We start from the raw sequence: 26,050 nt of genomic DNA on the forward strand, positions 1-26,050 counted from the left end.
GGAGCCGCGATCCGGTTGCATCACGAGTCGGTCACGGCACCCCGGGACCGCTGCGGCAGGACGAAGGGGGTCCGCTCAGCGGCGCAGGACCCACCAGTCACGGGCGAGCACGGCCAGGGCGCCCAGCCCCAGCTCGAGCAGCAGCACGAGCATGAGCGGCAGCGCGGGAGCACCGAGGTCGCTCAGGCGCACCGCACCGATCGAGCCGCCCCCGAGACCGTCGAGCACGGCCACCGCGACGGCAGCGACGAGGACGGCGGTGGCGACGGCCGCGAGCTTGGCCTGGGTGGGGGCCAAGCGCGGCACCTCGAGGAGGGCCCAGCGGGCGACGAGGACCCCGACGAGCACGGGCAGCAGTACGAGGAGCCGGGTCACCCACGGCAGGTCACCGGGCTGAGGCTGGGCGGCGAGCACGGGGACCATCGGCAGCAGTCCGGCCTCGGCCCCCGACCACGTGGTCATGGCCCCGCCGGCGGTGGCGACACCCGGGCCGGCGGCGAAGGACAGCGCCCAGATGCCGAGGTTGGGCAGCAGCAGCAGCTGGAGGAGCACGAGGAGCAGGCCGCCGAAGAAGCCGGCCTCGAGCTCGGACTGGATGTGCCCGACCCGGCCCAGGTGGATCGCCGTCGCGACGACGACGAGCAGGGAACCCACTCCGACGAGGGTGGCTGCCCCCTTCGCCCCGGGCCGCAGGCCACGACGCAGCGCGAGCGGCGCGCTCTCCCACCGCTCGGCGACCGGCTCGGGCAGGCCGTGCGCGAGGAGCAGGCCGAGGACCGGCACGACGACGAGGGGCACGGGCAGGCTGGTCCAGCCGGGAGCGGCTGGGGAGAGCAGGCCGAGCAGTGCGGCGACGAGACCGAAGAGTGCGTACCCGCCGACCCAGGCGCCCTGGACCCGCGGGTCGGACTCGTCGGGCAGACCGCGGCGGGCACCCCAGCGGGCGAGCAGCACGAGCAGGAGGGTGCCGAGCAGCGGGGTGAGGGCGAGGAGGCCCTCACCCACGTGCAGGCGGCCGCCGCCGAGGACGAGCCACAGCAGGCTGCCCGAGCCGAGCACGTCACCGAAGCTCGCGGTGGCCCGCGGTACGGCCAGACCGGCGAGGACGACGAGCAGGACGGTGACACACCATCCGGCGGCCGCGGTCGCCGCGCCGACCCCCGCAGCCCGCACCTCGGGCCGCTGGCGGGTAGCGTCGTGCCCGGTCGTGGCCGACCGGATCATCTCCATCACCGTCACACCCCCATCGTTACCGACGACGCGGGTCCGGTGGTGGAGGCAAGCCGAGGCCCGGCAAAAGATTTCGGGATCGGGGGCAACCGAGTGCCCCCCTGACGCGTCTGGAGGGGTGAATGAAGGGAGGCGAAGCATCGGCCGAGGCCGAGTTCGACGACTTCTACCGCTCCACGGCGCAGCGCGTCGTGCACCTCGTCTATGCCTCGACGGGCGACCTCGAGCTGGCTCGGGACTCCACCCAGGAGGCCTTCGCCAGGGCGTGGCAGCGGTGGGACCAGGTCCGCGCCACGGACGAGCCGGGCGCCTGGGTACGAACCGTGGCACGCCGCATTGCGATCTCCGCATGGCGCAAGGACACCAACCGGACCAAGGCGATGGAACGCCACGGCGAGGGCTCCGCCCCCACCGCTCCCAACGAGGACCGCGTGGCGGTCGTGGCTGCCCTGCGCACCCTCGGTCCGGACGTGCGCGAGACGCTCGCCCTGCACTACCTCACCGACCTCTCCGTGGAGGAGATCTCCCGTCAGACCGGCACCCCGCCGGGCACCATCAAGGCGCGCCTGCACCGCGGGCGCGCGCAGCTCGCCAAGATCCTCGCCGACAAGGAGGCCCACGATGACTGATCGTCACGACCCGCCGTGGGACCCCGAGGACGACGAGCTGGTCCGGGCGGCGCTCATGTCGCTCATGGACGACGTCCGCGACGAGCCGCTGCCCGAGCCCGCCTTCATCCGCGCCCGGGCCGAAGGGGCGACGGGCGGCGAGCACCCGTCGGGCGGCGCCGTCGTCGAGCTCGGCCGCCGCCGGCGCCGCACCTTTGCGGTCGTCGCCGGCGTGGCCGCCGCCGCACTCGTCGCGACCTCGGCCGCGCTGATCGTCGTGGACCGACCCGGCACCGCACCCGCCGGCACCACGACCGTCACCGCCACCGACGATGCGATCACCCTGCTCGACTCGCAGGAGTGGAGCGCCGCGCTCGGGCTCGACGTGACCAGCACCCGTTCGTCGGCCGACCCGCAGGGCCAGTGCTTCCAGACCCCCGAGAGCGGGTCCTGGGACCGACGCGTCTCCACGCTCGCCGACGGCCGGGTCATCGCCGGGCAGTGGATCGGCACCTCGACCACGAGCACCGACGCCCCGACCGACGCGGTCGACGAGGCCGTCGCCCGCTGCGAGGAGACCTACACCGTCTCCTCGCGCATCACCGAGCAGCTGCCACTCACCACCGGCGACGCGAGCTACCGCTCGTGGCACGCCACCGGCCCCGACGGCTCGACCTACTGGTGGGTCGAGGCCTCACGAGGTCGCACGACGACCTTCCTCACCGTCGCCGAGGTCGACGGCATGACCTACTCGAGCGACGAGATGCGCAACCTCGCCAAGGCCGCGCTGGGCGACGTCGACCTGGTGACCGACACCGGCTGGATGCCGGGTGACGGCGTCAGCACGACGACCGGCCCGGACGGCGCCGAGATCACCCACTGACCGCAGCGACAGCCGCGGCGATGCACTCCCGGGCGAGCACGGCAACGCCGACCCGGGAGCAGGGGGGGATCGACCGGGTCGGCGCTGTGTCGCCAAGGGTAGGCCCGGGAGGACTGCACGTCACTCCCCGGGCCCCACCGTCCGCATGTGTCCTGCGTCACCCACGCAGCGAGCGCAGGGTGAGCGCCGTCGAGACCGCGGCCTCCGCCGCCTCGCGTCCCTTGTCCTCACGCGACCCCGGCAGCCCGGCGCGGTCGAGGGCCTGCGCGTCGTCGTCGCAGGTCAGCAGACCGAAGCCCACCGGTGTCCCGGTCTCGATCGCCACCCGCGACAACCCGTCGGTCGCCGCGGAGCAGACGTAGTCGAAGTGCGGTGTGCCGCCGCGGATCACCACCCCCAGGGCCACGACCGCGTCGTGGGTCCGCGCCAGCTGCGCCGCGACGACCGGCAGCTCGAAGCTGCCCGGCACCGGGACGAAGGTCGGCTCGATGCCCGCCTCGCCCAGCGCGGCCCGCGCGCCGGCGACGAGGCCGTCCATGACCTCGGTGTGCCAGCTCGACGCGACGATCGCGACCCGCAGGTCACTCGCGTCGCCGAGGTCGATCCGAGGTGCTCCGTGCCCGCTCATCGGGTGCTCCCTTCGTCGTGGGTGTCCGGCAGCCACGGGAGGTCGTGGCCCATCCGGTCGCGCTTGGTGCGCAGGTAGTGGAGGTTGTCGCTGGTGATGCTCGGCGGCAGCGGCTCCCGGCCAGACACCTCGATGCCGAGGGAGGTGAGGGCCTGGACCTTCGCCGGGTTGTTGCTCAGCAGGCGCACGGTGCCGAGCCCGAGGTCGCGCAGCACCTGGGCGGCGTGCGTGTAGTCCCGCGCGTCGACGGGCAGGCCGAGCTCGGAGTTGGCGTCGACGGTGTCGGCGCCGGCGTCCTGGCCGGCGTAGGCGCGCAGCTTGTCGACGAGCCCGATGCCGCGCCCCTCGTGGCCGCGGACGTAGACGATGACGCCGGCCCCGGCCCGCACGACGGCCGACTGGGCCGCCTCGAGCTGAGGGCCGCAGTCGCAGCGCTTGGAGCCGAAGACGTCTCCGGTCAGGCACTCGCTGTGCACCCGCACGAGGGGGGTGCCCTCGCTGATGTCGCCGTGGACGAGCGCGATGTGCTCGCTGCCGTCGACACCGCTGCGGTAGCCGTGGGCGGTGAACTCGCCGTGCACCGTCGGCAGGCGCGTCGAGACGACCCGCTCGACGAGCGCCTCGGTGCGTCGGCGCAGGTCGACGAGGTCGGCGATGCTCACCAGCGGCCAGCCGCGCTCGTCGGCGAGCCGGCGCAGCTGCGGCAGCCGCGACATCGAGCCGTCCTCCTCGACGACCTCGCAGATGACGCCGGCCGGGCGGCGGCCGGCGAGCCGGCACAGGTCGACGGCGGCCTCGGTGTGCCCGCGGCGCACGAGGACACCCCCGTCACGGGCGCGAAGGGGGAAGACGTGGCCCGGGCGGGCCAGGTCCTCGCGGCCGGTCGCCGGGTCGGCGAGCAGCCTCGCCGTGCGGGCCCGGTCGGCGGCGCTGATGCCGGTCGTCACGCCCTCGCGCGCGTCGACGGAGATCGTGTAGGCGGTGCCCTTGGCGTCCTCGTTGATCGCGGTCATCGGCGGCAGGGCGAGGCGGTCGAGGTCCTCGCCCGTCATCGCGACGCAGATGACCCCGCTGCCGAGGCGCACGGTGGCGCCCATGATCTCGTCGGTCGCGGCGTCCGCGGCGAAGATGATGTCGCCCTCGTTCTCCCGGTCGGCGTCGTCGACGACGAGCACCGGGCGGCCGGCGGCCATGGCCTCGATGGCGGTCTCGATCGGGTCGAGCAGGCTCTCGTCGTGGCTCATCGTGCGTCCTTCGTCTCGAGCGCAAGGGTGCGCTGCACGTACTTGCCGAGGATGTCGACCTCGACGTTGACCCGGTCGCCGACTCCCTTGCGGCCCAGGGTCGTCAGCTCCATGGTCGTCGGGATGAGGGCGACCTCGACATGGTCGTCGCCGACCGCGGTGAGGGTCAGGCTCACCCCGTCGAGACAGATCGAGCCCTTGTCCACGACGAAGGGGGCCAGCTCGGGTGCGAGCGAGAGCCGCACCTCCTCCCACCGATCCCCCGGACGCCGCTCGGTGATCGTCGCGGTCCCGTCGACGTGCCCCTGGACGAGGTGCCCGTCGAGGCGCGCGCCGAGCACCATCGCCCGCTCGAGGTTGACCACGTCGCCGACGGCGAGGTCGCCGAGGACGGTACGGCGCAGGCTCTCGGCCATGACGTCGAAGGTGACGACTCCCCCCTTCGCCTCGTGGTCGGTGACGGTCAGGCAGGCACCGTTGACGGCGATCGAGGCCCCGTGGGCAACCTCGGCGGTCGTCACCTCGCCACGGACGGTGAGCCGGCTGGAGTCGGCGCCCGGCTCGATGGCGACCACCTCCCCGAGCTCCTCGATGATCCCGGTGAACATCAGCGCTCCCTCCTCACGGTGGCGGTGACGGCGACGTCGTCGCCGAGGCGGGCGACGTCGGTGGTGGTGAGGCGCAGGGCCTCGGTGATGGTCGTGATCCCCGCGTCCGCGAGGACCGGCGAACCGGCCCCGAGCAGCGCGGGGGCGATGTGGGCGACGACCTCGTCGACGCGGTCGGCAGCGACGGCGGACGAGGCCAGGTGGGCGCCGCCCTCGAGCAGGACGGAGTGCACCCCGCGCCCGTGGAGGGCCGCGAGGAGGGCCGCGAGGTCGAGGCCCCGCTCCCCCACCGGCAGGGCAAGCACGTCGACCCCGGCTGCGGTGAGCCGGGTCGCGTCAGCGTCCTCGGCGACGACGACGAGCGTCGGCGCGACGTCGTCGAGGACCCGGGCGGCGAGCGCGATCTCGGCGCGCGGGTCGAGGACCACGCGCAGCGGCTGGGTGACGTCGTCGAGGCCGCGCACGGCGAGGTGCGGATCGTCCGCGCGCAGGGTGCCGGCGCCGACGAGGACGGCGTCGCGCTCGGCGCGCAGCCGGTGGACGGCCGCGCGGGCGGTCGCGCCGGTGATCCACCGGCTCGTGCCGTCGGCGGCCGACGTGCGCCCGTCGAGGGTCGTGGCGAGCTTCCACGTCACCCAGGGCCGGCCGGTGCGCACAGCGTGCAGCCAGGCTCGGTTGCCGTGCTCGGCCGCTGCTCGACCGACGCCCTCGACGACTTCGACGCCGTTGCGGCGCAACAGGTCCGCTCCCCCGCCGGCGGTCTCTGTGGGGTCGGGGACGGCGACGACGACCCGGGCGACGCCGGCGGCGAGGAGGGCGCTCGTGCAGGGGCCGGTGCGACCGGAGTGCCGGCAGGGCTCGAGGGTGACGACGGCGGTGCCGCCGCGTGCGGCGTCTCCGGCGGCAGCCAGCGCCTCGACCTCGGCGTGGGGGCCACCGGCCCGAGAGTGCCACCCTTCGCCCACGACGGCACCGGCCGCGTCGAGCACGACGCACCCGACGACGGGGTTGGGGGCGGTGCGCCCGAGGCCGCGCGCCGCCAGCTCGACGGCGCGGGTCATGGCCCAATCGATGGTGACGGGTTGCTGCATCTGCCTCTCCGTGGTCCGACGCGGACCACGGGGCACAGGAAGGCACGCCGATGGCGTGACGACGACGTGGGACCACCGGGTAGCCGGTGACGACCGCACCGGACAGTCGCCCGACAGGGAGCCCGCACGGCACGGCCCACGCCGTCGCGTGCTGCCTCCCATCCGGACTTTCACCGTCGGTGCTGGAGTTCCACCAGCTCAACCCGGCCTCGAGAGGACGGGCTCGCGGACTGTTACCGCCGGCTCGGAATTACACCGACCCCGGAGCACGCGTACGACTGAACTCGTACGCGCATCAGGGTACTCCCGTCACGGGCCGGTGCCATCGTGGGTCTCACCACACGGCACCGGCCCGGAGGATGCGGCGTCAGTTCTTCGCGAAGTAGCGCAGCCGGTCGAGCGAGCCGTTCCAGACGTTCTGGTCGATCGGGCTGTCGGTGTACTGCCAGAAGGAGTAGGTGCCCCAGCCGGTGGGCATGGTGCCGGCGCTGCTGGAGTAGCGGGCGATCCACAGCGGGGACTTCGCCGCGAAGCTCGTGTCGTGGCCGACGCACTCGTTCCACCAGTTGGTGTTGGTGTAGATCACCGGGTAGCGGCCGGTGCGCGCCTTGTACTGGTTGAGGAAGGAGTTGATCCAGGTCCGCATGCCGCTCTGGGTCAGCCCGTAGCAGGTGCTGCCGTAGGGGTTCCACTCGACGTCGAGGACGCCGGGCAGCGTCTTGCCGTCGGCGGACCAGCCGCCCCCGTGGTCGACGAAATAGTTGGCTTGGGTGGCGCCGGAGGACGTGTTGGGCAGGGCGAAGTGGTAGCTGCCGCGGACCATGCCCACGTTGTAGGAGCCGTTGTACTGCTGGGCGAAGGAGGGGCTGGTGTAGCCGGTCCCCTCGGTCGCCTTGACGTAGGCGAAGCGCTTGCCGGCATTCCACTGCGCGGTCCAGTCGACCGAGCCCTGCCAGTTGGACACGTCGATGCCCGGGACGCCCGCGGGCGCGGCCACGGTTGCGCTGCTGCGCGCCGTCGGCTGCTGCGAGCGCTCCTTCCACCCCATGCGCGCGTCGCCGGGCTCGGTGATGCCGGCCGCCTTGGCCTCGGGTGTCGGGCGGTCCTGGGTGGGTGCGGCCGAGGCGGTCGTGGCCGTGAGGGCGGTCGCCGCGAGCAGCGCGGCGAGCACGGTGGTCGTGCGGGACATGGAGGTCTCCTGGCGTCGGGTGCGGGCCGCGGCAGGCGGCCCGCGTGGACCCTAGGGACCGCAGGTGACGAGCGGCCCACGAACTCCCCTCGCTGCGGTCAGACCTTCGTCAGGATCTGCCGGGCATGACGAAGGGGAGGGAAGACCTCGCGGTCTCCCCTCCCCTTCGTCATGGGGTCGGGCTGGTTACTTGCCCAGGCCCTGCATGATCTCGCGCATGAGGTCAGCCGTCTCAGACGGCGTCTTGCCGACCTTGACGCCGGCGGCCTCGAGGGCCTCCTTCTTGGCGGCAGCCGTGCCCGAGGAGCCGGAGACGATGGCGCCGGCGTGGCCCATGGTCTTGCCCTCCGGGGCGGTGAAGCCCGCGACGTAGCCGACGACCGGCTTCGTGACGTGCTCCTTGATGTAGGCCGCGGCCCGCTCCTCGGCGTCGCCACCGATCTCGCCGATCATGACGATCGCGTCGGTCTCGGGGTCGGCCTCGAAGGCCTCGAGGCAGTCGATGTGCGTCGTGCCGATGATCGGGTCGCCACCGATGCCGACGGCCGTGGAGAAGCCGAACTCACGCAGCTCGTACATCATCTGGTAGGTCAGCGTGCCCGACTTGGAGACCAGGCCGATGCGACCGGCGCCGGCGATGTCCGCCGGGATGATGCCGGCGTTGGACTTGCCGGGGCTGATCAGGCCGGGGCAGTTGGGGCCGATGAGGCGCGTGGCCTTGCCGACGGAGTAGTTGTAGAACTCCGCGGAGTCCCTGACGGGGATGCCCTCGGTGATGATGACGGCGAGGCCGATCTCGGCGTCGACGGCCTCGACGACGGCGGACTTGGCGAAGGCCGGCGGCACGAAGATGACCGACACGTCGGCGCCGGTCTCCTTGATCGCGTCGGCGACGGAGCCGAAGACGGGGACGGACTGGCCACCCGGGAAGTCGACGCTCTGGCCGGCCTTCTTGGGGTTGACGCCACCCACGACGTTGGTGCCCGAGGCGAGCATGCGCGTCGTGTGCTTCATGCCCTCCGAGCCGGTCATGCCCTGGACGATGACCTTGGAGTCAGCGGTGAGGAAGATTGCCATGTCTGTTTCAGTCGTCCTTTACTTCGCGGCCAGCTCGGCGGCCTTGCGGGCGGCGCCGTCCATGGTGGCCTCGACGGTCACGAGGGGGTGGTTGAACTCGGCGAGGATGCGACGACCCTCGTCGACGTTGTTGCCGTCGAGACGCACGACGAGCGGCTTGGTCGCCGAGTCGCCGAGGGTCTTGAGGGCGCCGACGATGCCGTCCGCGACCGCGTCGCACGCGGTGATGCCACCGAAGACGTTGACGAAGACGGAGTTGACCTGCTCGTCGCCGAGGATGACGTCGAGGCCGTTGGCCATGACCTCGGCCGAGGCGCCGCCACCGATGTCGAGGAAGTTGGCCGGCTTGGCCTTGCCGCCGGTGAAGTCCTCACCGGCGTAGGCGACGACGTCGAGGGTGCTCATGACGAGCCCGGCGCCGTTGCCGATGATGCCGACGTTGCCGTCGAGCTTGACGTAGTTGAGGCCCAGGCTCTTGGCCTTGGCCTCGAGCGGGTCGGCCGCAGCCTTGTCCTCGAGCTCGGCGTGGTCCGGATGGCGGAAGTCGGCGTTGCCGTCGAGGGTGACCTTGCCGTCGAGGGCGACGATGTCGCCCTGCTCGGTCTTGACGAGGGGGTTGACCTCGACGAGGGTCGCGTCCTCGTCGCGGTAGACGACCCACAGCTTCTTCAGGACGTCGGCGATCTTGGCCTGGTCGGCCTCGTCGAAGCCCGCGGCCTGGACGATCTCGGTGGCCTTGGCGTCGTCGATGCCGACGTTGGGGTCGACCGCGATGCGGGCGAGGGCCTCGGGGCGCTCGACGGCGAGCTGCTCGATCTCCATGCCGCCCTCCTTGGAGCACATGGCGAGGTACGTGCGGTTGGCACGGTCGAGCAGGATCGAGAAGTAGTACTCCTCGGCGATCTGGGCGCCCTGGGCGATCATGACCTTGTGGACCGTGTGGCCCTTGATGTCCATGCCCAGGATGGCCTCGGCGTGCGCCTCGGCCTCGTCCACGGTCTTGGCGACCTTGACGCCGCCGGCCTTGCCGCGGCCACCGGTCTTGACCTGGGCCTTGACGACGGTGACACCGCCGCTCTTGGCGCCGATGGTCTCGGCGGCTGCTCGAGCCTCCTGGGGGGTGGTGGCGACGGCGCCGGCAAGAACCGGGACGCCGTGCTTCTCGAACACGTCGCGTGCTTGGTACTCGAAGAGATCCACGAGGGTGATTCCGTCCTCTGCTGTGGTAACGGGGTGCGGGACGAGACTAGCCCCCGGACGAAGGGGGAGCACGTCCGGTCTCGCGAGCGCTCGCGACGCGGGGTGGTTGAACCGTGGATCACGGAGTCGTCACGAGATCTCGCTCACGGCACCGAAGCGGGGTTACCCTCGGGTCACCATGGCCACGCAGCAGCCGTACGACGGCGACCTCGCGACCGGCGACCCGACACCGGCGAGCCTGCGGTCCGGCGTGGTCGACCAGGCCCGGCGGATGGCGACGACGCAGGCGATGGTCTTCGCCGCCGTCGAGCTCGTCTGGGCGACGACGCACTTCTCCCTCTACCCCTTCGGCGCCCGCTCGCCCCGCCGCGGCGGTCCGCGCCACGGCTACCGCATCGAGCACCTCAACCCCGTGCGCCGCGGCATGCTCGTCGCCGGCCTCGTCGAGAGCGGGACGCCGATCTTGCTGCTCCACGGCTTCGCCGACAACCACTCGATCTTCACCGTGCTGCGGCGCGGCCTGCTGCGCCGTGGCTTCAGCCGGGTCTTCGCGATGAACTACTCCGTGCGCACCCGCGACGTGCGCACCGCCGCCGCCCAGCTCGCGGAGGAGGTCGAGGCGATCGTCGAGGAGACGGGCTACGAGCGGATCCACATCGTCGCGCACAGCCTGGGTGGGGTCGTCGCCCGCTACTACGTGACCCGGCTGGGTGGTGACGAGCGCATCCACACCCTCGCCACCCTCGGCGCGCCGCACACGGGCACGCTCGCGGCCTACCTCCTGCCCACCTCGCTCACCCGCCAGCTGCGCCCCGGCAGTGCGCTGATGCAGGAGCTCAACGAGCCCGCGCCCGGCTGCCGGACCCGGATCATCGCCTTCTGGTCCGACACCGACGAGGTCATCGTCCCGGCGGTTGGCGCCTCGCTCCAGCAGGAGGGCGTCGAGGTGACCAATGTGCGCCTGCGGGGCGTCGGGCACCTGTCGCTGCCGATCCTGCCGACCGTCGTGCACAAGATCGCGACGAGCTTGGTGCAGATCGACTCCGAGGGCAACCAGACCGCGTCGGTCACCGACATCTCCGCCTGATCGGGCACCCGCGCCCGGCGGACTCGACGGGGCTCGACCACCGTCGTGTGGCCCGAGCCACCCTCAGTTTTGCATAACGAAATGGTCACGCTAGGGTTGCCGAGATTTGTCCACGGTCCCACCCCAGAGGCTGAGTCCGAGATCCCCTGCGAGGACGTCCCCTTCATGAGTGAGTACACCGGTCGACACCGGCCGCCCACCCGCGCCGAGCGCCGCGCCCAGCAGCGCCGCTCGCGCCTCCCCAAGACCTTCGGCCCCGCCTACGCGCTGCCCACCGCGGCCGCCGCGACCCTCGTGCTGACGGCCGCCGGCGCCACCGCCGCGCAGTCCTCGCCGTTCACCTCGGCCGCCTCCCACGCGCAGGCCGCCTTCACCCCGGCCGGTGCCGAGACCCCGAGCGCCGCTGAGATGCTCTCCGACCCCGACGTCGTCGAGAGCGCCCGCGCCGAGTCCGCCACGACCACCGACGAGACCGACGGTCTCGCCCAGCGCCGCCAGGCCGCGTCGACCTCGGTCGCCCAGGACCAGGGCCGCACACAGGAGCGCCAGCGCGTCGCCCGCGACAAGGCTCGCAAGCAGCTGGCCGCCGACCGCGCCGAGGCCAAGAAGCGCGCCGCCCGCGAGCGCGCCGCCCAGAGCACCTCGGGCTCGACCACCACGGCCTCCGGCTCCGGGGCCACCGCCTCGGGTGACGCCAGCTCGGTCGGCGCCCAGGGGTGGGTCAAGCCGCTCGACAACGCCGTCTTCACCTCCCCCTTCGGCCACCGCTGGGGTCGCCTGCACGCCGGTCAGGACTACGCCGCCGCCGTCGGCACCCCGCTCAAGGCGATGAGCAGCGGTGAGGTCATCGGCGCCGGTCCGATGGACGGCTACGGCATCTACATCGACATCAAGTACTGGGACGGCACGGTCTCGCGCTACGGGCACCTGAGCTCGGTGAGCGCCTCCGTCGGCCAGCAGGTCGCCCCGGGCGACACCGTCGCCCTGTCGGGCAACACCGGCCGCTCGACCGGCCCGCACCTGCACATGGAGATCCACCCGGGCGGCGGCGAGCCGATCGACCCCGCCGGCTGGCTCGCCGAGCGCGGGTTCAGCTGACCCACCCAGCCACCCCGAAGGGGGCCGACGACCACTGGTCATCGGCCCCCTTCGGTCGTCTGGAGGCTGCATTGCCGTAAGGCAATGCGAACTGGGCCGCCCTCGAGGCTGCATTGCCGTAGGGCAATGCGAAGGGGGCCGCCGTTGAGACTGCATTGCCGTAGGGCAATGCGACGTCAGCCTGCATTGCCGTAGGGCAATGCAGCCTCAGAGCTTTTCGAGGGGGGCATAGCGCAGCAGGAGGCGCTTGACGCCGTCCTCGCCCCCGAAGTCGACGTGGGCCATGGCCTTGTCACCCTCGCCCTCGACCCGGATCACGGTGCCCAGACCGAAGCTGTCGTGGGTGACCTTGTCGCCGTCGGACAGGGCGATCACCGGGCGGTTGCCGGGCGAGCGGACACCGGGGCGCGCGGCCAGCCGGGCGACCGCCGGGGCACGCGTCGACCGGGTCGGGCCGACCGGCGGACCGGTGCGCTCCCACCGCACGAGGTGCTGCGGGATCTCGTCGAGGAAGCGCGACGCGGGGTTGTACTGCGGCGCGCCGAAGGCGCTGCGGACCGCGGCCCGCGACAGGTACAGCCGCTCCCGGGCGCGGGTGATGCCGACGTAGGCCAGCCGCCGCTCCTCCTCGAGCTCGACCTCCTTGCCCAGGCTGCGCTGGTGCGGGAAGGTGCCGTCCTCCATGCCGGTGAGGAAGACGACTGGGAACTCCAGCCCCTTGGCGGTGTGCAGGGTCATGAGGGTGACGACGCCCTGGTCGTCGGTCTCGTCGTCGGGGATCTCGTCGGCGTCGGCGACGAGGCTGACCTGCTCGAGGAAGTCGTCCAGGCTGATGACCTCGCCGGTCTCCTCGCGGGTCGCGTCGAACTCGCGGGCCACCCCGACGAGCTCTTGCAGATTTTCGAGGCGGGTCTCGTCCTGCGGGTCGCGGCTGGCCTGCAGCTCGGAGACGTAGCCGGTGCGGTCGAGGACGGCCTCGAGGAGGTCACCGATGCCGGCCCCCTCCTCCTGCAGCGCGCCCAGACCCTCGAGGAGTGCGGTGAAACCACGCACGGCCGTCACCGACCGGGTCGCGATGCCCGGTGCGTCCTCGACCCGACCGAGCGCCGCGACGAAGGGGATCCGCTCGCGCTCGGCGAGCTGCGCCACGGCGGCCTGGGCCCGGTCGCCGATGCCCCGCTTGGGGACGTTGATGATCCGGCGCAGGTTGACGGTGTCGGCGGGGTTGGCGACGACGCGCAGGTAGGCCAGGGCGTCCTTGACCTCGCGGCGCTCGTAGAAGCGGGTGCCGCCGACGACCTTGTAGGGCAGGCCGACGCGGACGAAGACCTCCTCGATGGCGCGCGACTGCGCATTGGTCCGGTAGAAGACCGCGACGTCGCCGGGCCGCACGCCGTGCTCGTCGTGGAGCTCGTCGATGGTCTTGGCGATGAAGGAGGCCTCGTCGTGCTCGTTGTGGCCGACGTAGCCGACGATCGGCTCGCCCTCGCCGGACTGCGTCCAGAGGTTCTTCTTGCGACGGGACTCGTTGCGCTCGATGACGGCATTGGCCGCGGTGAGGATCGTCTGGGTCGAGCGGTAGTTTTGCTCGAGCAGGATCGAGCGCGCGTCCGGGTAGTCCTCCTCGAACTCGATGATGTTGCGGATCGAGGCTCCACGAAAGGCGTAGATCGACTGGTCGGCGTCACCGACGACGACGAGCTCGCTCGGCTCGACGGCGTGCTCGCCCCGGGTCGCGTCCTTGTCGCCGCCCACGAGCTCCTTGACGAGCATGTACTGCGCGTGGTTGGTGTCCTGGTACTCGTCGACGAGCACGTGGCGGAAGCGGCGGCGGTAGTGCTCGGCCACGTCGGGGAAGGCCTGCAGGATGTGCACCGTCGTCATGATGATGTCGTCGAAGTCGAGCGCATTGGCCTGGCGCAGCCGACGCTGGTACTCGGTGTAGACCTGCGACAGCGTCTGGTCCTGCCGTGTGCCCCCCGGCTGCTGCGCGTCCTCGTCGGCCGCGACCCGGCGGGCGTACTCCTCCTCGTCGACGAGCTCGTTCTTGAGGTTGCTGATCCGGTGCCCCATGGCCCTCGGCGGGAAGCGCTTGGGGTCGAGGTCGAGGTCGCGCATGACGAGGGCGATGAGCCGCTGGCTGTCGGCGGCGTCGTAGATCGAGAAGCTGCTCTTCATGCCGACCTTGGTGGCCTCGCGGCGCAGGATGCGCACGCACGCCGAGTGGAAGGTCATCACCCACATCGCCTTGGCCCGGGGACCGACGAGGTCTTCGACCCGCTCGCGCATCTCCGCGGCGGCCTTGTTGGTGAAGGTGATCGCGAGGATCTGCCCCGGCTGGGCACCACGCGCGGCGAGCAGGTGGGCGATGCGGTGGGTGAGCACCCGGGTCTTGCCCGAGCCGGCCCCCGCGACGATGAGCAGCGGACCGCCCGAGTGCAGGACCGCCTCGCGCTGGGCGGGGTTGAGACCCGCGACGAGCTCCTCGGGATCGCGCTCCGGCGGGCGCTGGTGCGGGCTGTGCGCGGCCCGCGTCGGCCCCTCGGCGGACATGGCCCACGTGGGCACCCCCGCATCGGAGACGTCGGTGGTCCACTCACCGGGGAGGGCATCGGGAAGGTCGTCGAAGAGGCTGCTCATCTCGCCCTCCAGCCTACGTCGGAGCCCCGACACCGATCACCCGGCGAGGGCGGCGATGGCCCGCGAGGCGGCGGCCGGGCCGTCGATCGCAGCGGCCCGGTCCCGGACCTTCCGCGCCGCCTCGCGCAGCCGTGGATCGCGGAGCAGGCGATCGACGATCCCCGGCAGCTCGCCGCGGCGCAGCTGTCGGGCGGTGAAGGGGAGGGCATGACCGGCGAGCTCGCACTGCCGGATGTTCCAGCGCTGCTCCGCCTGCAGCCCGATCCCGGCGAAGGGGGCACCGGAGACGCACGCCGTCTGCACCGTGCCCTCGCCACCGTGGGTCACGGACGCGTCGACGAGCCCGGCCAGTCGGTGTGCCGGGATGAAGTCGGTCATGACCACCGAGCGGGGAAGCCGGCGACGGTCGGCGTCCGTGAGGTACCGGCCGGCCCCGGAGACGATCTCCACGTCGAGGGCCCCGACCGCCTCGAGGACCGCGAGCACGAGGTCGCGGCGTGCCGAGGACCCCATGCCCACGTAGACGACGGGCCGGCCGGTGGCGGTCAGGGCGTGGACCTCCTGCGGCAACTCCCCCGCCGTCCGGGAGTAGACCGGACCGATGACCTCGTCCCTCGGCCCGAGCGGCAGCGGCTCGAGCGCGGGCGGGAGCGAGGCGATGAGGTTGAGATCGCCGTCCAGCGCCTCGAGCGTGGTTGGGGGCAGGCACACACCGTGCTCCGCCGCGACGGCGCGGAAGGCCCCCGGCAGGTAGGTCAGCCTCTGGCCCACCGTCCGGATCGTCCGACCCGCCACCGCGTTGGCCGCCGTCGCGAGGCGCCCCCGCCCGGCAACCACCGGGAAGTCGCTCATGGACGACAGGTGCCCGCGACTCATGGCGTAGGGCTTGACGTAGACGAGGGGGATCCCGGCCGCACGGGCCGAGACGAAGGTGCTCATCGTCGACCCGATGACGACGACGTCGGGTCGCCACTCGTCCATGAGGTCGAGCTCGCTGCGCACTCGCCGGCGCAACATGTCGACGGTGAAGGGGTGCCGCACCGCACGCCCCTGGTCGACGGCGAGGAGACGGTCGGCGTCCGCCTCGCTCAGGCGGGGCTCGAGCAACTCGAGGGGCAGCCCGGCGTCCGTCACGTGACCGCTGAAGCGCGTCGAGTACCCGCAGACGATGACCTCGTGCCCGTCCGCTCGCATGCGGCGCGCGACCTCGACCCCGCGGGAGGTCTCCCCCAGGTTGAAGGTCTCGGGAGCGAAGAGGACGCGCACCATGTCCTCTGCCTACCACGCGCCCCGGGTCTCGAGGGCCTCGCTGGCGCTCGGCCACCTCGACCAACGGGGGTCGAGGTGCGAGCTGGCGAGCCTCGAGACCACTCAGGAGTATCTTGCGCCGGTGAGCCCGATGCGCGAGGACCTGAGTCTGCTGCGCGAGCGACGCTTCGCCTCGCTCTTCGCCGCGCGCACCCTGTCGATGCTCGGGCTCGCCTTCGCACCGGTGGCACTGGCCTTCGGGGTGCTCGACCTGCCCGGGGCGGATGCCGGCACCCTCTCGCTCGTCGTCGCCGCAGAAGCGATCCCCCACGTGCTCGGCCTGCTCCTCGGTGGCGTGGTCGCCGACCGCTACCCGCGCCGCTTGGTGATGTTCACCGGCGAGTGCCTCTCGCTCGTCGCGTGGCTGGGCATCGGCACCATGCTCCTCGTCGGCTGGGCGCCGATCCCGCTCGTGTGCGCCTTCGCCGTCCTCACCGGCCTGGCGGGCGCGGTCGTGTGGCCGGTCCTGTCGGGGATCATCCCCGAGGTCGCGCCGCGTGACCGGCTCCAGCCGGCCAACGCGCTGCTCGCCGTGGGCGCCAACGCCGCTCGCGTCGGCGGCCTCATCGCCGCGGGCGCGGTGGTCGTCGCCATCGGTCCCGGCTGGGCACTCATCACGGCCGCCGCGATCTACGCCTGCGCGGCCGGCTTCGCGTGGCGCATCGGCACCACCCCCCGCCCCGGACGCGAAGGGGGGACCTCCGTCCTCGCCGAGCTGCGGGAGGGGTGGGTCGAGTTCTCCTCCCGGGAGTGGCTGTGGGTGGTGGTCGCGCAGTTCGCCCTGCTCGTCCTCGCCTGGCAGGGCGCGCACACCGTGCTGGGCCCGGTCGTCGCCAAGGCCGAGCTGGGCGGAGCCGGCGCGTGGTCGGCGATCCTCACCGGTGAGGCCGTCGGCATGCTCGTCGGGGTCCTCGTCGCGATGCGCATCCGCCCCCGCCGGCCGATCCTCGTCGGTGTCCTGCTCACCTCCGCCACGGCCCTGCCCTACCTGTTCCTCGGGCTCGGCGCTCCCCTGCCGGTCATCGTGCTCGGCGGCTTCGTCATGGGGCTGGGCATGGACGCCTTCACCGTGCTCTGGCAGACGACGATGCAGCGGGAGGTACCGCCGGAGGCCCTCTCCCGGGTGGCCTCCTACGACGCCTTCGGCTCGATGGTCTTCGGTCCGGTCGGGGTGCTGCTCGCCGGTCCCGCCGCGGTGCACCTCGGCGCGCACACCGCGCTGCTCGTGTGCGCCGGGCTGATCATCGCCTCGGCCATGCTCGCGCTGCTCTCCCGTGAGGTGCGTACCCTGCGGGCACCGGAGGTGGCCACCCCGGTGCCCGAGGGCAGCTTCGCGGCGCCGGTCGACCCGGCCGCGCCCTGACCCCCTTCGTCAGGCCGCGCGGAGACGGGCCACCGGCAACCCGAGGTCACGCCACGCGGCGAAGCCCCCGACGACGTCGGTCGCCCGCCCGATCCCGATGGAGCGCAGGGAATCCGCCGCCAGCGACGAGGTGTAGCCCTCCTGGCAGATGACGATGACCCGGTCGCCGAGGGCGACGCCGGGCAGCGAGGCCTCCTGCCGCGGGTCGAGCCGCCACTCGAGCACATTGCGCTCGATGACCCAGGGGTCGAGGACACCGGCGACCTCCCCTTCGGCGGCCCGCTGTGCCGCGGGACGGATGTCGACCAGGCGCGCGGTGCCCTCGCACACCTCCCGCCAGGCCTGCGTGGGGGTGATGCGGCTCAGTCGGGAGCGGGCGTCGGCGAGCAGCGCGTCGATGCCGGCGTGGTGGCGGGCCATGCCGCTCACCACGCCGGTCGCTGCTCGACGCCGGAGGGCCGCAGCGCTCCGTCGACGAGGTCGTAGTGGGTCATCTGGGCGAGCGTCGGGCTGTAGGCGTGGACCGAGACGGCGACCTCGCGCCCGAGGTTGGCGACGTCGTGGAGGTGGCTGCCCCCGAAGGCGCGCCCCTCCCCTTCGTCGAGGTCGGTCGCGACGACCGACCGCTCCCGGGTGTGCTCGGTCAGGGTGCCGCGCACCACGGTGAACCCGCCGCGGGCACCGCCGTGGTCGTGCCAGCCGGTGCCGGTGCCGACGGGCCAGCGGATGAGCCAGACCTGCAGCTGCGGGCTGTCGGCGAGCAGTCGCCAGCTGCGCTCACCGGGTCGTTCGAGGTCGGGGCCGAGGGTGTCGGCCAGGGCCGGGTCGCTCGCGAAGAGCTGCGTGAGGCGCAGCAGCTGGACGGGGGTGAAGGCCTCGACGCCGGGGGTCGGCCCGGCGAGGGCAGGGGTGGACGAGGTCGTGTCCATGGGTGGGCTCCTGTGCGGTGGGGTGTGCGGGCTGCGGTCAGGCGCAGCGGCGACAGAGGGCACCGAGGTGGAGCGCGAGGTCCAGGTGCAGACGGCGCACCCCGGCGAAGGGGGTCCCGGCGCGCGTCGTGTGGTCCATGCCGAGAGCCCACCACCTGCGCACCCCTCCCGTCAAACTCCTATCCATATGGTGGGAGATTGGTCGGCCTAGGGTGTCCGACATGATCCAAATCGTGCGACCCGACGCCCGCTACCAGCGCTCCTACCTCGAGGCCCTGGACGAGTTCGACGGGGCGCACCGCGACGGCGACGGCGAGCTGCAGCTGGCCGCCGACCCGACGACGGGCTTCGCCGGCCTGGACTTCACCCGCGAGGGGCTCGAGGACCCCGACACCTTCCGTCGGCTGGTGCAGGCGCGCCGCGCCGACGAGCTGCCCGAGACGCCGCGCCCGGCGCACTTCGTCCCGTGCACGTACCTGTGGATCGTCGAGGGCGACACCTATCTCGGCTCGATCGCCTTCCGGCACGAGCTGACCGGCTTCCTGCTTGAGCAGGGCGGGCACATCGGCTACTCGATCCGGCCCTCGGCGAGGCGGCAGGGGCACGCGAGCACCGCCCTTCGTCAGGTTCTGGAGCTGGCCGCCGAGATGGGGCACGAGCGGGTGCTCGTCACGTGCGACGAGGACAACGCCGCCTCCCGCGCGACGATCGAGGGCGTCGGCGGGGCCTACGAGGACTCGCGGGTCGGCACGCGGCGCTACTGGGTGCCCACCCTGGTCACGGACCGCCCCGCGGGCGCCCGGCTGGCCTAGTCTCGAGGGCATGGCCCGCGGCGAGCACGGCGAGGACGTCCATCTCGACGTCGGTGGACGGGACGTGCGCATCTCCTCCCCCGAACGGGTCTACTTCCCCGAGCGCGGGGAGACCAAGCTCGACCTCGCCCACTACTACCTGGCCGTCGGCGACGGGATCCTGCGCGCGCTGCGCGAGCGGCCGACGATGCTGCACCGCTTCCCCAAGGGGGTGAGCGGCGCCAAGGTCCACCAGAAGCGCCTGCCCAAAGGGGCACCCGACTGGGTCGAGACGGTGCGGCTGCACTTCCCCCGCTACGACCTGCACGCCGACGAGCTGTGCCCGACCGAGCTCGCGCAGATCATCTGGTCGGTGCAGATGAGCACCGTCGAGCTGCACCCGTGGAATGTCCGCCGCGCCGACGTCGACCGGCCCGACGAGTGGCGGATCGACCTCGACCCCATGCCGGATGCTCCCTTCGACCGGGTGCGGCGGGTGGCCGACGTCGTCCACGAGGTGCTCGACGAGCTCGGGGTCGTCGGCTACCCCAAGACGAGCGGCGGGTCCGGCCTGCACGTCTACGTCCGGGTCGAGCCGCGGTGGGAGTTCGGCGAGGTACGAAGGGCGGCGCTCGCCTTCGCCCGTGAGGTCGAGCGACGCGCGCCGCAGGACGTGACGACGACGTGGTGGCGCAAGGACCGCGACCCGGCGGCGGTCTTCGTCGACTACAACCAGAATGCCCGCGACCACACCATCGCGGCCGCCTACTCGGTGCGGGGCAATGCGCGTGGGACGGTGTCGACGCCGATCACCTGGGACGAGATCGCCGACGTCGAGCCGCAGGACTGCACGATCGCGACCGTGCCGGAGCGCTTCGCCGAGGTCGGCGACCTGCACGCGAGCATCGACGACGTCGCGCACGACCTCACGCCGCTCCTCGAGTGGGCCGAGCGTGACGAGGCCGCCGGGCACAAGGGGCCGGTCGAGCCCGACGAATGATCTCGGCGGGGCGGCTACTTCCCGCGCCGCATCGGCATGATCGAACGAGCGCGCGCGGTCGAGCACCGGAGCCCTTCGGAAGTGGTCCAGGAGGCATTGCGGACCCACGTCGGTGAACCCGTCTACCACCCCACCGAACTGGAACGCCGGCAACTGGGCGAGGGCCTCGATGCCACCGACCCCGCCTCCACGCTCGACTGGGGTGACGTGCGCCGGCAACTCCGCTCTCGCGCGTGACCATCCGTCTCACCCGCTTGGCGGCAGAGGACCTGGAGACCGCGCATGCCCACTACGACAGTGGCGACCCTGATCTGGGTCGTCGCTTCGTCGCGGATCTTGACCTGGTGATGGAACGACTGCAGACCTTCCCTCATGGCGCCGCGCCGGTGGAAGGATTCCCCGGTCTCCGGCGCGCCCGGATGCACCAGTTCCCCTACGGCGTGTTCTACCGTCCGGGCACCGACGACCTCGTCACCGTCCGGGTCCTCCACACCAGGCAGGACCAGGGGCCCACGCTGCCCGGCTGACGCCCCCGCCCCACCTCTCAACGGCGTAGGGCCGCGTCGACCCAGTGGGTCAGGCCCGCCTCGTCGGCGACCGCGTCCGGGTGGACGTCGAGCCAGCTCGGACCCATGTCCTTGCCACCCATGTCAGCGACCTGCACGTAGAGCGGGTCGGCGTCGGCGAGCAGGTCCGCGCTCTCGGCCGGGTCGACCCGCGCGAGCAGTCCTCCCCCGCCGCGCACCCCGACGAGGATCGACCCGCCGACCATGAAGATCAGGGAGCCGAACATGCGCCTCTCCTCCCACTCGATGCCGCGCTCGGTGAGGTCGGCGCGGACGCGGGCGGCGAGAGTCTCGTCGATGGCCACGGCTCGAGTCTGCCCCACCCGCCGGTCGAGGTGGCCGAGCGCCAGCGAGGCCCTCGAGACCCCGCGACCTATGTTGGGTGCATGAGCGACCTGCTGCCGCACCCGGTGACGGGCACTCCCTTCGCCTCACCGGTGGAGCCCGGGACCGGCTGGCCGGACGACCTCGCGAGCGCGGAGACGCCCGTGGCCCGCACGGCTGCTCAGGTGCGACGACTGGCGAAGGGAGTGACGGGCGAGGAGCTCGACGCCCGGATCTCCGTGTGCCGCGCCTGCCCACGCCTCGTCGCGTGGCGCGAGGAGGTGGCGACGACCAAGCGCGCCGCCTTCGCCGGCCAGCCCTACTGGGGTCGGCCGGTGCCGGCGCTCGGGCCGCCCGACGCCACCGTCGTGATCGTCGGGCTGGCGCCGGCGGCGCACGGGGCCAACCGGACCGGGCGCAACTTCACCGGCGACCGGTCGGGCGACTGGCTCTTCGCCGCGCTGCACCGGGCCGGCTACGCGAGCCAGCCCGAGTCCTGGGCGGCCGGCGACGGGCTCACCCTCGACGGCGTGCGGATCATCGCGCCGGTGCGCTGCGCGCCTCCGCAGAACAAGCCCACGCCCCAGGAGAAGCAGACCTGCGCGCCGTGGCTCGACGCGGACCTGGCGAGGAGCGCTCCCTTCGTCCGCTCGATCATGTGCCTGGGTGCCGTCGGGTGGGACGCGACCATCGCCGGTGTGCGGCACGCCGGGTGGGAGGTGCCGCGCCCGAAGCCGAAGTTCGGCCACGGCGCCCGAGCGATGCTGCGCACGCCCGAGGGACGCGAGGTGGATCTTGTCGGCTGCTACCACGTGAGCCAGCACAACACCCAGACCGGTCGGCTCACCGAGGCCATGCTCGACGAGGTCATCGGCTCGCTGTGATGGGCACCTGCGGGGCCGCGCCCTAGGGTGAGGACATGGCCACCACGCGCGCACTCGTCGTCACCCGCCACGGAGGACCCGAGGTCCTCGCCGTCGAGGAGAGGGATGTGGCGGAGCCGGGCCCCGGGGAGGCGCTCGTCGAGGTGGCGGCCGGAGGCGTCAACTTCATCGACGTCTACCAGCGCGAGGGGGTCTACCCGACCGAGCCGCCCTACGTCGCGGGCTTCGAGGCGGCCGGCACCGTCCGCGCCGTGGGTGAGGGCGCGGCCGTCGCCGTGGGAGACCGGGTCGCCTGGTCGATGACCTCGGGCCTGCACGCCGAGCTCGTCCTCGCCGACTCGACGCGGTTGCTGCCCGTCCCCGACGACGTCGACCTCGAGACCGCGTGCGCCGCGACGCTGCAGGGCATGACCGCCCACGCGCTCGTCACCGATTGCGTCCGCGTCCAGGAGGGCACCGTCGCCGTCGTGCACGCCGCGGCCGGTGGCGTCGGGCAGCTGCTGACCCAGATGATCACGAACCGCGGCGGCACCGTCATCGCGACGGCGGGGTCGGACACCAAGCTCGAAATCGCTCGCTCCCGGGGTGCCTCCGAGGTCATCGACTACGGCCAGAGCGAGGACCTCGCCGCCGACATCGCCGCCGCCGCACGCCGGCTGGGGGCCGACGCGGGTGTCGACGTCGTCTACGACGGGGTGGGGAAGGCGACCTTCGACGCGTCGCTCGCGTCGCTGCGCCGGCGCGGGACCCTCGTGCTCTTCGGCGCGGCGTCCGGGCAGGTACCCCCCTTCGACCTGCAGCGGCTGAACTCCGGCGGCTCGCTCTTCGTCACCCGGCCGTCGCTGGCCCACTACATCGAGGACCGCGACGAGCTGCTCATGCGCGGGCGCGAGGTCTTCGAGGACATCTCGGCCGGGCGGCTCGACATCGCCATCGGTGGGAGACACCCCTTCGCCGAGGCGGCCGAGGCCTATCGCGCGCTCGAGGCGCGGGCGACGACGGGCAAGCTGATCCTCGTCCCCTGACGCGGCGCTGCGCCCGCGTGTCGCGCGGCAGTTCGGGTTGCGTCCGACGAGGATCCGGGCCTGTCACCCGGCGCACCGTGCGAACTGCCGCGTGACATGCCGCCGGGTTGCCGCTGTGGAAACCCCCGCGGCAACTGGAGCGATCCGGGCCACTCTTGGGTGATGTCCGTCCTCCCGCTCCTCATCGCCCAGCACGGCGGCACCGCATCGCGCGCCCAGATCCTCGAGATCACCACGCCCACGGGTCTGCGCGACGCCCTCTCTGCGGGTGAGGTGGTGCGTCACCGGCGCGGTGTCTACGGGCTCCCGCTCGACGAGCAGGCGGCCCTCGCTGTCCGCACCGGAGCGGTGCTCAGCCACCGCAGCGCCGCTCTCCACCACGGACTGCCCGTCCTGCACGCGCCCGAGCCGCCGGAGGCCGTCGTCTCCCGCGCTCGCAGCATCCCCGTCCCCGACGAGCTGCGGCTGCGCTTCCGCACCCTCGGGCCCGGAGATGTCGAGGGCCCGGCGACCACACCCCTGCGGACCGTCGTCGACTGCGCTCGTGACCTCCCCCTGCCCGAGGCACTTGCGGTCGCCGACTCGGCGCTGCGGTCAGGTCTGGTCACCCCACGGGAGCTGACGCGTGCGACCCTGCCGCGCACCGGTCGCGCGGCGGCTCGCCGGGTGCTGGACCTCGCGTCTGCCGAGGCCGTCAACCCCTTCGAGTCGGGCCTGCGCGCTCTGGCGGTCGAGGCGGACGACCGCGGCTGGGTCGCCCAGGTGCCCATCACCCTGCGGGACGGGAGGACCCTGCACGCCGACGTGGGTGACCCGGTGACCCGGATCGCGCTCGAGGCAGACAGCCACGAGTTCCACAAGAAGCGCGAGGACGTGCGCACGGACTGCTGGCGTGGCAACGAGATGACCCTCGCCGGCTGGGTCGTGCTCCGCTTTGCCTGGGAGCACGTGATGTTCAACCCCGACTGGGTGCGCGAGGTCATCGCGTGGGTCGTGCAGCAACGAGGTGGCGTGTCGCGCGGCAGTTCACGGTCGGCCTGACGAGGATCCCGGCCCGGTGCCGGGCGTGCCTCGTCAACTGCCGCGGGACACGCCGCAGCTGACTACCAGAGGAAGGCGATGGCGGCGTTGACGAGCGCCAGGCCGGCGGCGGCCCAGGCGAGCTTGGTCGCGGCGGCCTCGCCACGCTTGGCCTTGGCGTTGCCGATCTCGGCGCAGGCGAGGACGGCGATCATGATGACGAGCTTGGTGCCGATCTTGGCGTGGTTGACCGGGTCGTCGCCCGCCTCGGCGAGGCCGGTGAGACCCAGGCCGAGCAGCAGCTGGATGCGCGCGCCCCACACCTGGATCAGGTGACCGCGCCCGGCGGCGGCGGGCCCGACGATGATCGCGAGCATGGCGATCATGTGGAGGATGTAGAGGATGAGGTGCAGGGCGTCCATGCGCCCCAGCGTAGGCGACCTGCGCCCCGTCTCCTACAGCGGGTAGGAGTCGCTGCCCGGCACCCACGGCCAGGCCAGGCGCACCATATCGACGAGCGGCAGGTCCCCGACCTCGGCGAGCGGGACCCACGCGGCAGCACCGGTCGAGCCGTCGACCTCCACGACGTGCGCCGGCGTCGGTCGTGGGCAGGTCGCCCGGTGGATCAGCCGCACCGCGTGGAAGTCCTCGTGCCGCTCCCCCGCCGCCACGTCGCCGACCCAGTGACGTGACTGCACCTGCACGAGCTCGTCGACGACGACCTCCTGCCCGGTCTCCTCGTGCACCTCGCGGACGACGCCGTCAGCCGGGGACTCTCCCGGGTCGACGCCACCGCCGGGCAGGGTCCACAGGCCACCCGCGCCGCCCACCCGGTCGGAGAGCTGCGACATGAGCAGCCGCCCCTCGTCGACGACGAGCGCATAGGCGGCGAGCCGCTGCAGGACCGTCGCGCCGGGCGGGGCAGTCTGCGGCGTCACGGGTGGCACCGGCCCGGGCAGCGGGCTGACCTGCCAGCGGACCTCGACGTCACCACCCGCGAGATCGCTGCCCGTCGGTGCACCCGACCAGCCGTGCGCGGCGAGCAGGTCGGTCGGGTCCTGCCCATGCGCGAGCGGCCAGCGCCCGACCTCGCCGTCTGGGCCGTCGGCCACGACCACGACGCTCATGCGCCGGCCCGTCGGTACTCGTCGACGGCGAGCGCGACGACGCGGTCCCAGGTCTGGGCCGGCGGCACGCGTCGGTTGTGCGCGGCGACCCGGGTGCGCAGGGTGTGGTCGGCGACGAGCCGCACGAGCGCGTCGGCGAGCCCGGAGTCGTCCGGGGCGAGCAGCCCAGAGACCCCGTCGGTGACGACCTCGCGGACCCCGGAGTCGGCGCGGGCGATGACCGGAAGCCCCGCGGTGCGAGCTTCGAGCGCGGCGATGCCGAAGGCCTCCAGGCGGGTCGGAGACAGGTAGCCATCGGCGCGAGCCCAGGCAGCGGCGAGCTCCGGGCGGGTCACGCGGCCGCGCAGGCGCACGGTGTCATCGAGCCTGAGCGCACTCACCCGGGCCTCCAGCCACGGCCGCAGCGGTCCTTCGCCGTAGACGTCGAGGGTCATGGCTCCCGGGCCGAGCCGGCGACGGGCGGCGGCGACCACAGAGAGCAGCGCGCCAACCCGCTTGCGCGGGGCCAGGCGGGTGGCCGTGACGAGGCGGACGGGGCGGGTGGGGGTGGTGGATTCCCGCGGGGATGGGGTCGAGGGACGCCAGAAGGTCGGGTCGATGCCGTTGGGGAGCACGGCGACGGGCTCCCCCTTCGCCGCCTGTCGCACACCCTCGGCAGCGACACCGGAGACGGCCGACAGCACCGCCCCCCGCTCCACCCACCGGCGCACCGCCGGTCCGAGGGGGCGTGCGGCGCGGTCGAGGACGCAGTGCCACGTGAGGGCCGTCGGCAGGCCCAGATGGGTCGCCAGCCCGGCCATGTCCCACGCGAAGGGAGAGACGACGCCCACGTGCACGTGCGCCACGTCGAAGCCCCCTTCGGCCAGCAGACGTCGCGCCTCCGGCACCGCGAGCGGGTTGACCGGCAGGCCCAGCGCGAGCGGGGTGTCGAGTCGGTGCACGAGGATGCTGGATCTCGAGGCTCCCTTGCTGCGCAAACTCGCACCTCGACCAGCGGAGGTCGCGGTGAGCACCTCGACCTCGTGGCCGGCCTGCACCAGCTGCGCCGCGAGGTCCCCAACCTGCGACTCGATCCCGCCCGTGCGCGGCGGGTAGCAGTCGGAGAGCAGGGCCACCTTCACGCGTCCAAG

The 26,050-nt window shown here is 72.8% G+C and carries 28 protein-coding genes and 1 riboswitch; of the genes, 12 read left to right on the forward strand and 16 right to left on the reverse strand.

All coding sequences use genetic code 11. The annotated features are described in order from the left end of the window. Positions 1-75 precede the first annotated feature (75 nt). The gene (locus NYE39_RS06885) at positions 76-1,224 is read right to left on the reverse strand and encodes a cell division protein PerM (RefSeq protein WP_192910679.1); all 1,149 of its coding nucleotides are present in this window, start codon (positions 1,222-1,224) and stop codon (positions 76-78) included. Positions 1,225-1,352: 128 nt separating this feature from the next. On the opposite strand from NYE39_RS06885, the gene NYE39_RS06890 reads away from it, so the two are divergent. Together NYE39_RS06890 and NYE39_RS06895 are read left to right on the forward strand one after the other, a co-directional pair. Next, positions 1,353-1,859 (forward strand): RNA polymerase sigma factor, encoded by a 507-nt coding sequence (locus tag NYE39_RS06890; RefSeq protein WP_084450255.1) that lies wholly within the window; start codon positions 1,353-1,355, stop codon positions 1,857-1,859. Continuing rightward, positions 1,852-2,721 carry a hypothetical protein gene (locus tag NYE39_RS06895; protein ID WP_192910680.1) on the forward strand — a complete coding sequence of 290 codons (870 nt, stop codon included), beginning with the start codon at positions 1,852-1,854 and terminating at the stop codon, positions 2,719-2,721. Before NYE39_RS06890 ends, NYE39_RS06895 begins: the two co-directional genes overlap by 8 nt. A 157-nt stretch (positions 2,722-2,878) precedes the next feature. Here NYE39_RS06895 and ribH read toward each other — a convergent pair whose 3' ends face one another. The 7 genes from ribH to sucC form a co-directional block, all read right to left on the reverse strand. Then, the gene (ribH, locus tag NYE39_RS06900; RefSeq protein WP_341012230.1) at positions 2,879-3,349 is read right to left on the reverse strand and encodes a 6,7-dimethyl-8-ribityllumazine synthase; all 471 of its coding nucleotides are present in this window, start codon (positions 3,347-3,349) and stop codon (positions 2,879-2,881) included. Further along, positions 3,346-4,593, reverse strand: a complete 1,248-nt coding sequence (locus tag NYE39_RS06905; RefSeq protein WP_318843246.1) for a bifunctional 3,4-dihydroxy-2-butanone-4-phosphate synthase/GTP cyclohydrolase II — start codon at positions 4,591-4,593, stop codon at positions 3,346-3,348. The genes ribH and NYE39_RS06905 overlap by 4 nt, the downstream gene beginning before the upstream one ends. Continuing rightward, the gene (locus tag NYE39_RS06910) at positions 4,590-5,201 is read right to left on the reverse strand and encodes a riboflavin synthase (RefSeq protein WP_341012231.1); all 612 of its coding nucleotides are present in this window, start codon (positions 5,199-5,201) and stop codon (positions 4,590-4,592) included. Before NYE39_RS06910 ends, NYE39_RS06905 begins: the two co-directional genes overlap by 4 nt. Beyond that, positions 5,201-6,292, reverse strand: a complete 1,092-nt coding sequence (gene ribD, locus NYE39_RS06915; protein ID WP_341012232.1) for a bifunctional diaminohydroxyphosphoribosylaminopyrimidine deaminase/5-amino-6-(5-phosphoribosylamino)uracil reductase RibD — start codon at positions 6,290-6,292, stop codon at positions 5,201-5,203. Before ribD ends, NYE39_RS06910 begins: the two co-directional genes overlap by 1 nt. A 144-nt stretch (positions 6,293-6,436) precedes the next feature. Continuing rightward, positions 6,437-6,566, reverse strand: a riboswitch (FMN riboswitch). A gap of 93 nt (positions 6,567-6,659) precedes the next feature. Then, positions 6,660-7,481, reverse strand: coding sequence for a lysozyme (locus NYE39_RS06920; protein WP_192910683.1), 822 nt, complete (start codon positions 7,479-7,481; stop codon positions 6,660-6,662). 186 nt (positions 7,482-7,667) lie between these two features. Then, positions 7,668-8,558 carry a succinate--CoA ligase subunit alpha gene (gene sucD, locus NYE39_RS06925; RefSeq protein WP_072625276.1) on the reverse strand — a complete coding sequence of 297 codons (891 nt, stop codon included), beginning with the start codon at positions 8,556-8,558 and terminating at the stop codon, positions 7,668-7,670. 18 nt (positions 8,559-8,576) lie between these two features. Continuing rightward, positions 8,577-9,758: an ADP-forming succinate--CoA ligase subunit beta gene (sucC, locus tag NYE39_RS06930; protein ID WP_072625277.1), complete on the reverse strand. Its 1,182-nt coding sequence runs from the start codon at positions 9,756-9,758 to the stop codon at positions 8,577-8,579. Positions 9,759-9,936: 178 nt separating this feature from the next. Between sucC and NYE39_RS06935 the strand changes: the two genes are divergently transcribed. Continuing rightward, positions 9,937-10,845, forward strand: a complete 909-nt coding sequence (locus NYE39_RS06935; protein WP_226282639.1) for an esterase/lipase family protein — start codon at positions 9,937-9,939, stop codon at positions 10,843-10,845. A gap of 165 nt (positions 10,846-11,010) precedes the next feature. Continuing rightward, positions 11,011-11,943 carry a M23 family metallopeptidase gene (locus NYE39_RS06940; protein ID WP_341012234.1) on the forward strand — a complete coding sequence of 311 codons (933 nt, stop codon included), beginning with the start codon at positions 11,011-11,013 and terminating at the stop codon, positions 11,941-11,943. A 207-nt stretch (positions 11,944-12,150) separates the two neighbouring features. On the opposite strand, the gene pcrA is transcribed toward NYE39_RS06940, so the two are convergent. Both pcrA and NYE39_RS06950 read right to left on the reverse strand, forming a co-directional pair. Continuing rightward, entirely contained in the window at positions 12,151-14,583 is a 2,433-nt protein-coding gene (gene pcrA / locus NYE39_RS06945; protein WP_341012235.1) for a DNA helicase PcrA, read from the reverse strand. A gap of 36 nt (positions 14,584-14,619) precedes the next feature. Then, the gene (locus NYE39_RS06950) at positions 14,620-15,852 is read right to left on the reverse strand and encodes a glycosyltransferase (protein ID WP_072625280.1); all 1,233 of its coding nucleotides are present in this window, start codon (positions 15,850-15,852) and stop codon (positions 14,620-14,622) included. Positions 15,853-15,982: 130 nt separating this feature from the next. Between NYE39_RS06950 and NYE39_RS06955 the strand changes: the two genes are divergently transcribed. Beyond that, positions 15,983-17,254, forward strand: coding sequence for an MFS transporter (locus NYE39_RS06955; protein WP_341013374.1), 1,272 nt, complete (start codon positions 15,983-15,985; stop codon positions 17,252-17,254). Positions 17,255-17,263: 9 nt separating this feature from the next. Here the strand turns inward: NYE39_RS06955 and NYE39_RS06960 are convergent, their stop codons facing one another. Continuing rightward, entirely contained in the window at positions 17,264-17,674 is a 411-nt protein-coding gene (locus tag NYE39_RS06960; protein ID WP_341012236.1) for a rhodanese-like domain-containing protein, read from the reverse strand. Positions 17,675-17,679: 5 nt separating this feature from the next. Then, a complete protein-coding gene (locus tag NYE39_RS06965; protein WP_341012238.1) occupies positions 17,680-18,183 on the reverse strand; it encodes a cysteine dioxygenase in 504 nt (167 codons plus the stop codon). 221 nt (positions 18,184-18,404) lie between these two features. Here NYE39_RS06965 and NYE39_RS06970 point away from each other — a divergent pair, with 221 nt between their 5' ends. Genes NYE39_RS06970 through NYE39_RS06985 form a run of 4 tightly spaced genes read left to right on the forward strand, consistent with a single transcriptional unit; the run spans position 18,405 to position 20,501 of the window. After that, a complete protein-coding gene (locus NYE39_RS06970; protein WP_072625283.1) occupies positions 18,405-18,995 on the forward strand; it encodes a GNAT family N-acetyltransferase in 591 nt (196 codons plus the stop codon). Positions 18,996-19,005: 10 nt separating this feature from the next. After that, the gene (ligD, locus tag NYE39_RS06975) at positions 19,006-19,974 is read left to right on the forward strand and encodes a non-homologous end-joining DNA ligase (protein WP_341012239.1); all 969 of its coding nucleotides are present in this window, start codon (positions 19,006-19,008) and stop codon (positions 19,972-19,974) included. Positions 19,975-20,010: 36 nt separating this feature from the next. Beyond that, complete coding sequence (locus NYE39_RS06980; protein ID WP_125932849.1) at positions 20,011-20,211, forward strand: hypothetical protein; 201 nt, start codon at positions 20,011-20,013, stop codon at positions 20,209-20,211. Continuing rightward, positions 20,208-20,501 carry a type II toxin-antitoxin system RelE/ParE family toxin gene (locus NYE39_RS06985; RefSeq protein ID WP_341012240.1) on the forward strand — a complete coding sequence of 98 codons (294 nt, stop codon included), beginning with the start codon at positions 20,208-20,210 and terminating at the stop codon, positions 20,499-20,501. The genes NYE39_RS06980 and NYE39_RS06985 overlap by 4 nt, the downstream gene beginning before the upstream one ends. A 17-nt stretch (positions 20,502-20,518) precedes the next feature. Here the strand turns inward: NYE39_RS06985 and NYE39_RS06990 are convergent, their stop codons facing one another. Continuing rightward, a complete protein-coding gene (locus tag NYE39_RS06990; RefSeq protein ID WP_341012241.1) occupies positions 20,519-20,845 on the reverse strand; it encodes a TfoX/Sxy family protein in 327 nt (108 codons plus the stop codon). Between the two features lie 81 nt (positions 20,846-20,926). Here NYE39_RS06990 and NYE39_RS06995 point away from each other — a divergent pair, with 81 nt between their 5' ends. From NYE39_RS06995 to NYE39_RS07005, 3 genes are all read left to right on the forward strand, one after another. After that, a complete protein-coding gene (locus NYE39_RS06995; RefSeq protein ID WP_072625286.1) occupies positions 20,927-21,748 on the forward strand; it encodes a uracil-DNA glycosylase in 822 nt (273 codons plus the stop codon). Between the two features lie 35 nt (positions 21,749-21,783). Then, positions 21,784-22,773: a quinone oxidoreductase family protein gene (locus NYE39_RS07000; protein WP_072625287.1), complete on the forward strand. Its 990-nt coding sequence runs from the start codon at positions 21,784-21,786 to the stop codon at positions 22,771-22,773. Between the two features lie 162 nt (positions 22,774-22,935). Beyond that, positions 22,936-23,814, forward strand: a complete 879-nt coding sequence (locus NYE39_RS07005; protein ID WP_072625288.1) for a hypothetical protein — start codon at positions 22,936-22,938, stop codon at positions 23,812-23,814. A 62-nt stretch (positions 23,815-23,876) separates the two neighbouring features. On the opposite strand, the gene NYE39_RS07010 is transcribed toward NYE39_RS07005, so the two are convergent. The 3 genes from NYE39_RS07010 to NYE39_RS07020 are packed head-to-tail and all read right to left on the reverse strand — an operon-like array spanning position 23,877 to position 26,041. Further along, the gene (locus tag NYE39_RS07010) at positions 23,877-24,215 is read right to left on the reverse strand and encodes a hypothetical protein (RefSeq protein ID WP_341012242.1); all 339 of its coding nucleotides are present in this window, start codon (positions 24,213-24,215) and stop codon (positions 23,877-23,879) included. Positions 24,216-24,248: 33 nt separating this feature from the next. Beyond that, positions 24,249-24,920, reverse strand: coding sequence for an NUDIX hydrolase (locus tag NYE39_RS07015; protein WP_341012243.1), 672 nt, complete (start codon positions 24,918-24,920; stop codon positions 24,249-24,251). Further along, a complete protein-coding gene (locus NYE39_RS07020) occupies positions 24,917-26,041 on the reverse strand; it encodes a glycosyltransferase family 4 protein (RefSeq protein WP_341012244.1) in 1,125 nt (374 codons plus the stop codon). The genes NYE39_RS07015 and NYE39_RS07020 overlap by 4 nt, the downstream gene beginning before the upstream one ends. Positions 26,042-26,050 lie beyond the last annotated feature (9 nt).

It is taken from the genome of Janibacter sp. FSL W8-0316, assembly GCF_038004165.1.
Taxonomy (GTDB): Bacteria; Actinomycetota; Actinomycetes; order Actinomycetales; family Dermatophilaceae; genus Janibacter; species Janibacter indicus.